The sequence below is a fragment of the Oleiphilus sp. HI0123 genome (assembly GCF_001635315.1).
Genome location: NZ_LWGE01001333.1, coordinates 1 through 10,688, shown reverse-complemented (window position 1 = coordinate 10,688; position 10,688 = coordinate 1). Strand labels below are relative to the sequence as shown.

Genomic DNA, 10,688 nt, shown 5'->3' with positions numbered 1-10,688 from the left:
AGCAATTTGTCTGCAAGCCAAACTAAACCTCCAATTTGAGGAGCACCAAGAACGAGAGCTGCCAAAGGCACATTCTGCGAAAAAGGCAGCTCAATAAGCATGTCCAGGTCCAGCGCCTTACTCGCTAAGTCACTACTTCCGTTTATGGTGTACTTCCCTGCCGGCCCATCAATGACCAAGGGTTTAGAGAGTGTAAGTAAGCCCTGATCTATACTTGAGTTCATCGTAAAAGAGTCGAAGCCGACCCCACTTTTATACAGGTCGGAGAAATCCAGCTTTAAACGACGCATTATCGCTTCAGCGTTCAAGATGCCGAACAGACGTAAAGCACCTGTTTTTTCATCGTCAGTTTGCAGAAATCCATCTTCGAGTATCAGTGACAGAGAGCCTGATAGTTTACCTAGCGAAAAGTCCTTAGGTGCACCAGGCCAGGTAAGCGCAAGCTTTGAACTAAAGTCATCACTACTCACAAGAGGATCAATACCTGCCAATCTGAATACATTTTCAAAATGCCTACCTTTGCCATCCATTGTCAGAATGCTGGTCTGTAAATTGTCTTCTGAAACCTGCCAATTAAGCCGTCCGGAAAACTGGCTACCTTTAACACTGCCTTTTATATTTGAGAATATCGCTCCTGTTGGCGACGACTGCAAATTACCACTCCAAGCACCTAGTTTTCGACCATCTAACTGCAAGTTAGACGCGGAGAATTCGACATTACTAAGCGTTCTAGGGTCAATTGGCGCACTATCTTCCTTTAAGTCTGAACTTGGTGTATCGCTACTTAATACCAGTTTGCTGAAATCTGCCTTGATAGCGCCATCAGTATTCGGCAGAACTATTTTTCCGGAGATATCCTCGCCTCTCAACTCAACTTGCCACTCATCACTTGGCTGAGAAATTTCTATACGAGCTTGTTTTAACTTATGATCAAATGCAGTTGTAGAAGCAACATCTAACTGAACTTTCTTAAGAATACTTTCCGTATTATTATCACTATCCAGCTCCCAAGGTAAGGCTATTAAATCGCCTACAAAGTCGATCCATGAATCTGCATCTAGTTCATTGAGATTAGCCGCGATGTTGAGGCCACTTAAGTCTGGCGCTTCCATACTAGCCTTATTTATCGAAACCTCTCCAAATGAAAATTTACCATCCACAAACAATAATTCGGTGTTGAGCGCCTGACTATTATCCAAGTTCAGTTTAGACAATACCAACATCTGCGAAGGTTTGAGTTTTAGACGAGTAATGAAATCTTCTCGTTGATCAACATGTTTCGCCAAGGGCCAAGGCCAGTCTCGCGTCAAGCCTTTTAAATTACTTCGAATATCAACAAAAGGCTCAGACTCCTTATGATTTGGGAGGTATAGTTCAGCGAGGTAATCGAAGCTTCCACCCAAAAACGCCGTAGTTTGATAGCCAAAAAAGTCGAAAACCTGTTCGATATCGGTATTACCTGCCAGGCTTATATTCGTTTGTGAGAGGTCTCTAAATTCATTACTTTCAAGATCAGTAAGCAGATAATCGTATGTAGCTGGATCAAAAGAAGTAGAAATATTTAGCAATGCAGGCTTCCCGAAAGCAATAACCTCTACGTCATTAGCTGTTACGCCCTTATCTTCTGTAACGTCGAGGACACCTGTCACGCGGTCAAAACTGATTCCAGAATCGGGATGATGAAGCTTAACCCCTTCTAAAGTCGAGCGAATAAGATAAGCAAGCTCAGCGCCGTCATCTCCTTCGGATACGGGTATATCCAAGAGTACGTCAACATCAAAGTCACCTTCGAACACTAACTGCTCTGCAACAGCTTCAGTATGTTCAGAGATTGGTGACTCAGCCAACCAATACTGTAAGTTTTCAGATGTAGCCTTTGTACTGCTTTCTATTCTAAGTATTGAGCTGGCTGCCCCTTCAGGCTCAAGCATTGTAGCTCGAACTTCATTTAGCTTTGTGTCGACAATTTTGGCCTCAGGAGCAATAACCAGCAACTGACCATTTTGAAGTGAGATATTCGCGTTTAGTTGCTCAGCAGGCGGCCAATTCCTGTCAAAGTCGAGCACCAGGTTTTCAGTATTCAGGTCGATGCTAGAAGTAAAGCTGTTGTCTGCAGTAATAGTTTCAACTGATCCGTGCCCCAGGTAAACTCCTGAAACAACGGTACCGGACCTTAAGGCATCGACTAACCAATCATGTAGACCTGAACCAACAATATAGTAAGGCACAAAAGACGGAGCGCTGGGAGCACTAAGATCTTGAAGAGCAATGGCTAAATCCAAGTAATCTTCATCGCCCTCTCCGTTTAGCCTTATAGAAAAATCACCATATACCAAACCTCCGTCTTGTTGCACCAAGCGCAAGCCATCAGAATAAACGTCTACGCCGTCTTCTTGAATATCCCACGCAACGTAACCATCAGCCTTTGCCATCGTCCAAGGCTCAAGAAATAATTCCGGGAAACCCAGCTCAAAGTCATGACTTGAAAAGTTTACGAAGCCTCCCTGATTATCAGCAAATACATATCCATTGATACCCATCCCGGAGGGTGTTCCTTCATAAGCATCTAGAGAGACCTGATCAAGCTCAGCTTCAAAGGTAAATGATGAGGCGCCTTTTTGATGTTCGATATTGATCCAGGCGTTTTTTAGTTGCCCTTCTGGCTGACTAATCTCAAGACGATCATGAAGATTATCTGACAAAAGCCCAGACGCGAGCCCCAATTGAGCAAGACAGTAAATATCGAGTTCTGACATCGATACCTTTGTTTGCGATGCATCACTGTTAATATTAATAACATCGCTTTGACACAAGCTCCCTTTCCAGGAGAAATTAAGGCCGTAAACAGACATATTCTGACCCTGATTGCTCTTTTGCCAATGGTAATCGAAAGCCAGGTTTCGTATTGGCGGAACGGATTGTTCCCCCGCACGCCAATTCATTTCATTTAGCTGAAGGTTGCCTTGAATTGATGTAAGACTAAACCCTTCGAATTCTAACCATGCACGCGTGCTTGCGGAAATATCATCAATTGATAGACTTTCCCAGCTATAAACTTGTAGCAATTTACCAAAGAATTCAGCGGAGCGTGCTTCGATATATAAGCTAGTCTTCATTCTTGATTCAGTTAACACGCCCTTACCTTCCAGAGAAAAAGATAATAAGGAACTAGCACTGTCAGACTCTCGAATCGAGCCGCTAATGAAGACACTATCATCGTGGTAAGTTAAGGAGCTGTTGGGAATTCTAAGAGTTTGAACCAAGCCTTTATTGTTATGTAAGGAGAGGCTTAAATCGTTAAGGTAGATTTTCGCTTGCCCAAGTAGAGCTTCTATATCTATTGGCAAGGCAGTTGGTGTCGCCTTCTCTTGCTGCTGTAACAATTCTTTTAAATCTACCGGTGTTGAAGCGACGGACCAGGCACCATCCTCAAACTGTTGCATACTAAGCTCAGTATGCTCAATCATGATTTCCTTGATAGAAGGCTGGAGATTAAGAAGAGAGTTGAGGAATGAAGCCTGTATACGTATACGCCCAACATAAGCGTAGCTCTGCCCGTTGACGCTAAGGCCGTGAATATTGAGCGTTGGGTCAAGACCACGCCAAGCAGAGTTCAATTGACGAATTTCAACACGCTGACCACTTAACTCAGATAGGTAACGCTCTAGATCAGGACGGTAGTCTTCAAGAAATATACTGGCTATTCTTAGCCCGAGTACGTACAAGGCAACCAGAAATAATACCGAAAAGGCAATCGTTATTAACTTAATCCTAATGATTTTCAGTATTTTATTCTTCACATTGTCACGCTAGACTAAGACTACATCAAATTGTCCCTGATTATACATGACTTCTACTTGAAACTTGATTTGCTTGCCAATGAAGGTTTCCAAGTCAGCAACATTGTCAGACTCCTCATCGAGTAAGCGATCAATCACGTTTTGCGAAGCCATAACCAAATAGATATTTGCGTCATAAGCACGATTCACCCTGAGAATCTCACGCATAATTTCATAACAGACTGTTTCAGCGGTCTTTAACACACCAGTGCCATCACATACAGGGCAAGGCTCACACAAGGTTTGCCCCAAGCTTTCAGTGGTACGCTTACGTGTCATTTCAACCAGGCCAAGCTCTGAAACGCAACTTACCGTTGTACGTGCATGGTCTCGCTCAAGCATTTTCTCTAACATTCGTAGAACCTGGCGCTTATGTTCCTCATCCTCCATATCGATGAAGTCGAGAATGATAATCCCGCCAAGATTTCTTAAGCGCAATTGCCTACCAATGGTCCTTGCAGCTTCGAGATTGGTCTTGAATATGGTCTCTTCAAGATTACGATGCCCGACAAAACCGCCGGTATTCACATCAATCGTGGTCATAGCTTCGGTTTGATCAATGATTAGATAGCCACCAGACTTAAGTTGAACCTTTTTTCCCAGCGCCTTCTGAATTTCATCATCAACATTATATAAATCGAATACAGGTCGTTCACCTGGGTAATACTCAAGCCGCTTACTAACATCAATGAGAAAGTTTTCGGAGAACTCCTTTACAATCCCATAACTTTCTTTTGAATCGATTCTAATTTTCTCGGTTTGAGGCTTTACCAGATCTCTTATCGCACGTGTAAACAGCGGCAAATCCTGATAGACAACAGATGGAATTGCGTTCTCTTTGATTCGCTGCTTTAGTTTTTTCCAAAGGCGCTCCAGGAACTTTATATCTGCCGTAAACTCATCTTCTCCTGCACCTTCGGCCGCAGTACGCACAATAAAGCCCGAGCCTGCCTCTTCGTTATCTACCTGACAATTCAAAACAAGCTGCTTTAAGCGCTCACGCTCTACTTCATCTTCGATACGTTGAGATATACCAATATGTGAAACACTTGGGATATAAACCAAGTAACGGCTAGCAATTGACAGCTGAGTGGTTAAACGGGCACCTTTCGTACCAATGGGATCCTTGATGACTTGAACAACAAGCTCTTGACCTTCGCGCAACAATAATGCGATATCTGCATTATTCTCACTTTCGCCAGTTTCACCGACTTGTGGGTTAGAGGTGATATCAGAAACGTGTATAAATGCGGCGCGCTCAAGACCAATATCAACAAATGCAGCCTCCATTCCAGGAAGCACACGGACTACTTTTCCTTTGTAGATATTACCAACGAAGCCACGACAACTTGAACGCTCGATATACACTTCTTGCAGCATTCCGTTTTCTACAAGCGCTACACGAGTTTCAACCGGCGTAACGTTAATTAAAAGCTCTTCACTCATAGCACTACCTGAAACTTTCCTGTCAAAATAATAAGATTAGCAGCTATTGAAACGAAGCGGCATATCAAAGCGTTTTTTTATTATCGCAATGCAAAAACAAGACGGTCGGTGAAAATTAATACAAAAGGCCAAACTAAGGCGCTTGATAGTGCAGCTCCCAGATAAGACATATTATTATCGACAGCGCCAAGCGCTCCTCTGATAGTCATCACAATCATCAACAAAATTCCGATAATAAAAAATATTACCAAGGACTGCTGTAGTACCGGAAACATTTTTAAGCGTTGATGCATCGTCAAAACCAAATAAGAGACGATACAGCAAGCAATTATATGAATACCGAGATAAGTACCTGACAGCACATCCATGATTGCGCCCACAATAAAAGCAGAAAACAGACCAATACGTTCGGGGTGCCTCAATAACCAGTATATCAAAGTCAATACCATCCACTCAGGACGAAAGGCAAGTAGCATTTGCGGCATTGCTAACAATTCCAATACGGCAGCTGCGGCGAAAGACAATGCAACGGCCACCCAACTTACTCTCGACTGAGTCATTCGTTTACCTCGTCAGACGCATGCTGCTTAGTACTAGATTGTTCTTTATTCTCATCGATGACGGTACTATCGTTTTGCCCCTCTTTAAACACCAAAAGCAAGAGACGACTTCTATTCAACTGTGCTTCAGGCCTGGCGCGAACCTCTGCAAAGGAGCGTCCATCATGGTGCGATATCTGGCTAATCCTTGCCACTGGATAGCCTTCCGGGAAGCGCCCCCCTAGACCAGAACTTACCAAAAGATCACCCACCTCAATATCAGAGGTATCTGGAACATTTCCTAGCTCAAGATAGTCGAGCGCCCCAACACCATAAGCAATCGCCCTAACACCATTTCTATTTACTTGGACAGGAACCGCATGACGACTATCAGAGATAAGTAGGACCCGGCTGGTAAATTCATTTACTTCAACCACTTGCCCCATCAATCCCTGTGAATCAAGAACGGCCTGACCGAGATAAACCCTGTCTTGACTGCCCTTGTTAAGCAAGATGTATTGATTGTCAGAATCAGGGCTAACACCGATCATTTCGGTAACAACGACACCATCGTCAACAATGCGAGAAGCATTCAGTAGCTCACGCAAGCGATTTAACTCAGCCGTTACTGATGCGAGTTTTTGAGCTTTGCGCTCAAGCACCAACATGCGGGATTCCATTAAATCGATTTTTTCTTGGAGATCGGAACGGCTCGTAAAGCTTTCACTCAAGCCTTCACTAATAGAAACCGGTAAATCACTCAACCAGTGAACCGGTGTTAACGCAGAGCTTATTACTCCACGAACAGGGTCTAGATAGCTAAATCTAACATCAATGAATATCAATAAGAGTGATACGACTGATGCTAGAATTAACCTGTATACGAGATAAGGGCCTTGAACAAAAATTGTTTTATCAGAAGCGCCAAGTTTCATTACTCAATGTTACCCAGCTTTTTATTCAATTGGATATAAGCCATCCGAGCTATTATCGATCAATTCGATTGCTTTACCACCACCACGAGCAACGCAGGTAAGCGGGTCTTCTGCGACAATAACAGGAAGGCCTGTTTCTTCACTTAAAAGTCGATCAAGACCTCGGAGCAATGATCCGCCACCTGTCAGGACAATACCACGCTCGGCAATATCTGATGCAAGCTCTGGAGGTGACTGCTCTAAAGCCCCTTTCACTGCCTGTACAATCGCAGATAATGACTCTTGTAGCGCTTCGAGGATTTCTTCACTGTTCAAGGTAAAGCCACGAGGCACACCTTCTGCCAGATTGCGACCACGTACATCGATCTCTCGAAGTTCAAGACCTTCGTATGCACAACCGACTTCCTGTTTAATCTTCTCTGCAGTGGTATCACCAATTAGGCTGCCGTAGTTACGACGAACATAAGTAACAATTGCTTCATCAAAGCGGTCACCACCAACTTTTACTGAGTCAGCATAAACAATGCCGTTTAGAGAAATGATGGCAATTTCAGTCGTACCACCACCAATATCAACGACCATAGAGCCACTTGCTTCTTCAACGGGTAAACCGGCACCAATCGCAGCAGCCATTGGTTCTTCAATCAAATAAACTTCACGGGCACCTGCACCTAGAGCAGACTCGCGTATGGCCTTTTGCTCAACTTTAGTTGAACGACTCGGTACACAAACCAAAACACGCGGGCTAGGTGTTATAAAGCTGTTTTCGTGAACTTTGTGAATAAAGTGCTGCAACATCTTTTCAGTCACAACGAAGTCTGCAATAACTCCATCCTTCAATGGGCGAATTGCTGTGATATTACCAGGAGTACGACCAAGCATACGCTTTGCTTCAGCACCAACCGCTGCAACTGTTTTTTGCGCTCCGTTGCTACGAATAGCGACTACAGAAGGTTCATCCAGAACAATGCCTCGTTCCCTAACATAAATAAGCGTATTAGCTGTCCCTAGGTCAATAGATAAATCGCTGGAAAATAAGCCTCGGATCTTTTTAAACATGGTGTGAGATCAACCTAAACAATTCGTAGAAAATAATCGAGCAACTTTAACAACGGTACCTATATAGAGCAAGACGGAATTGAAAAATGAACGATAATTAAAGCTAATTTACCCCATTTCTGAACATATATTAAACAATACGATTTAATTAACCCCTCTTATTTGTCTGGCCGGAATTATTCCTGATATTATGGCGGCAATTTTTTAATTACCTAACACCTAATCTGTGGCTTCGAATTGATGCTCCAGAAAAGACAACGCTTGAGGATTAACATGTCCATCGATCCAGAAGACATCAATAAAATTGCTCACCTGGCTCGGCTTCATATCGAAGACGATAAAGTTGAGAAAATCAGTAACGATATAACAAATATTCTGTCATTGGTTGATCAGCTACAAAATGCCAATACTGAAGACATTCCACCAATGGCTCACCCAATGGATGCTGTACAGGTTCTACGTCCAGATGTTGTCACTGAAAGCGATAAAAGAGAAAAGCTCCAAACTGTCGCCCCCAACACTGAAGACGGTTTATTTCTTGTGCCAAAGGTTATTGAGTAAGGTGAACGTCCACCTATCCATTAGCAACATCACATTATTATCGATAGCACAACATTCACTCTATTCGAAAGCTAACTAAACATGCTAAACAAAACTGTAAAACAATTATCAACAGGGCTTGCTAGCGGCGAGTTTTCAAGCCTCGAGCTCAGCCAATACTTTCTAGACAGAATCAAGAAGCTTGACGGCCAATATAATAGTTTCATTACCGTTACCGAAGAACAAGCGCTTGCACAGGCGAAAGCAGCCGATGAGATTATCGCAAGCGGCAAGGCAACACCCTGGACAGGTATTCCCTTTGCACATAAGGACATCTTCTGCACCGAAGGCGTGTTAACTACCTGCGCCTCAAAAATGCTAGATAACTTTATTCCGCCTTATGACGCCACCATCGTCAGCAATTTTAAAAATGCGGGCGCAGTTTGTTTAGGTAAAACAAACATGGATGAATTCGCGATGGGCTCATCTAACGAGACAAGTTATTTTGGCAAAGTTATCAACCCTTGGAGCCAAGAAGAGCAACTTGTACCCGGTGGTTCATCTGGCGGTTCAGCAGCTGCCGTTGCCGCTCGACTTGTGCCAATAGCAACCGCAACCGATACCGGCGGCTCTATTCGCCAGCCTGCTTCTCTTTGCGGCTTAACCGGATTAAAACCAACCTACGGCCGTGTTTCACGCTACGGAATGATTGCCTTCGCATCAAGTCTTGACCAAGCTGGCCCGATGGCTCTCACTGCAGAAGATGCGGCAATGATGCTGAACGTGCTTGCAGGACATGACGCCAAGGACTCAACCAGCCTAGACCGCGAAGTACCAGACTACACAGCGAACTTGAATAACTCACTTGAAGGCCTCCGAATTGGTCTACCAAAAGAGTTTTTCAACGAGCACTTAAGCGCTGAATTGCAGGATGTATTGCAAACCGCTATTAAGGAGCTGGAAAAGCTGGGAGCGACGTTTAAAGAAGTGTCGCTACCACATTCTGACCTGTCAGTACCGGCCTACTACGTGATTGCGCCAGCAGAATGTTCTGCAAACTTGTCACGCTTTGACGGCGTTCGCTTTGGGCACCGTTGTGACGACCCGAAAGATCTGATGGACATGTATCAGCGCACCCGCTCTGAAGGCTTCGGCGATGAAGTTAAACGACGTATTCTAATAGGTGCTTACGCCCTATCCGCCGGCTACTACGATGCCTATTACAGAAAAGCACAGCAGGTTCGCCGTTTAATTAAGAATGACTTCGTCAGCGCCTTTGAAGAAGTTGATTTGATCTTAGGCCCAACCTCTCCGTCGGAAGCATTTGGCTTTAATTCCAAAGGTGATGACCCTGTAAAAATGTATCTTGAAGATATCTTTACTATTTCAACCAACCTCGCCGGGCTGCCTGGCATGTCACTTCCAGCAGGCTTATTAAATGGTCTGCCTATTGGCATGCAACTTATTGGTAACTACTTCGACGAACAACGTATGCTTAACGTCGCGCATCAGTTCCAACAAGTTACCGATTGGCACACCTTAGCACCACAGAACATTTAAGCCTGGAGAAACACTATGCAATGGGAAACAGTAATCGGGCTTGAAGTTCACGTCCAGCTCGCCACCAAAACGAAAATATTTTCCGGCTCTTCTACTGCCTATGGCGCAGAGCCAAACACTCAGGCAAACGAAGTTGACCTAGCCTTGCCTGGCACCTTGCCTGTACCAAATGAGCAAGCCTTTCGTTACGCCGTTATGTTCGGCTTGGCTATCGACGCAGAAATCGGTAAACGCTCGGTTTTCGAACGTAAAAACTATTTTTACCCAGACTTGCCCAAGGGTTACCAGACCACGCAGCTAGACCTGCCGATCGTTGGCCCTGGTGTTGTTGAAATTGAACTAGAGGACGGCAGCAAGAAGTCTGTTCGTATCCATCACGCTCACCTTGAAGAAGATGCCGGTAAATCGCTTCATGAAGATTACCATGGCATGTCAGGCATAGATCTGAACCGCGCGGGAACACCGCTTATTGAAATCGTGTCAGAGCCTGATATCAGCAATAGTGAAGAAGCAGTCGCCTTTGCCAAAAAACTACACTCAATTGTTACCTCTCTTGGCATCTGTGACGGTGAAATGTCACAAGGCTCAATGCGCTTTGACGTCAATATCTCGGTACGCCCCAAAGGTCAGGAAGAGCTTGGTACACGAACCGAAACCAAGAACCTTAACTCCTTCCGCTTCATGGAAAAGGCGATCGCCCTTGAGGTTGAGCGTCAGATAGATATTCTTGAAGATGGCGGCAGCATCACGCAAGAGACCCGCTTATACGA

At 44.3% G+C, this 10,688-nt stretch carries 8 protein-coding genes; 3 read left to right on the top strand and 5 right to left on the bottom strand.

Features of this window, described 5'->3' with window-relative positions:
• From A3761_RS16580 to A3761_RS16560, 5 genes are all read right to left on the bottom strand, one after another.
• Positions 1–3,800 (bottom strand): YhdP family protein (locus A3761_RS16580; protein ID WP_068750534.1); only part of this gene is annotated, 3,800 nt, incomplete at its 3' end.
• Positions 3,801–3,809: 9 nt separating this feature from the next.
• Positions 3,810–5,285: a ribonuclease G gene (gene rng, locus A3761_RS16575; protein ID WP_068507582.1), complete on the bottom strand. Its 1,476-nt coding sequence runs from the start codon at positions 5,283–5,285 to the stop codon at positions 3,810–3,812.
• An 80-nt stretch (positions 5,286–5,365) separates the two neighbouring features.
• Positions 5,366–5,845 carry a rod shape-determining protein MreD gene (gene mreD / locus A3761_RS16570; RefSeq protein WP_068507580.1) on the bottom strand — a complete coding sequence of 160 codons (480 nt, stop codon included), beginning with the start codon at positions 5,843–5,845 and terminating at the stop codon, positions 5,366–5,368.
• Positions 5,842–6,759, bottom strand: coding sequence for a rod shape-determining protein MreC (gene mreC / locus A3761_RS16565; RefSeq protein WP_068507578.1), 918 nt, complete (start codon positions 6,757–6,759; stop codon positions 5,842–5,844). The genes mreD and mreC overlap by 4 nt, the downstream gene beginning before the upstream one ends.
• Positions 6,760–6,780: 21 nt before the next feature.
• A complete protein-coding gene (locus A3761_RS16560; protein WP_068507576.1) occupies positions 6,781–7,818 on the bottom strand; it encodes a rod shape-determining protein in 1,038 nt (345 codons plus the stop codon).
• 273 nt (positions 7,819–8,091) lie between these two features.
• On the opposite strand from A3761_RS16560, the gene gatC reads away from it, so the two are divergent.
• From gatC to gatB, 3 genes are all read left to right on the top strand, one after another.
• Positions 8,092–8,379, top strand: coding sequence for an Asp-tRNA(Asn)/Glu-tRNA(Gln) amidotransferase subunit GatC (gene gatC, locus A3761_RS16555; RefSeq protein ID WP_068507575.1), 288 nt, complete (start codon positions 8,092–8,094; stop codon positions 8,377–8,379).
• An 81-nt stretch (positions 8,380–8,460) separates the two neighbouring features.
• A complete protein-coding gene (gatA, locus tag A3761_RS16550) occupies positions 8,461–9,918 on the top strand; it encodes an Asp-tRNA(Asn)/Glu-tRNA(Gln) amidotransferase subunit GatA (RefSeq protein WP_068507573.1) in 1,458 nt (485 codons plus the stop codon).
• 15 nt (positions 9,919–9,933) lie between these two features.
• On the top strand, positions 9,934–10,688 hold a 755-nt coding region (gatB, locus tag A3761_RS16545), incomplete at its 3' end, for an Asp-tRNA(Asn)/Glu-tRNA(Gln) amidotransferase subunit GatB (protein WP_082870278.1).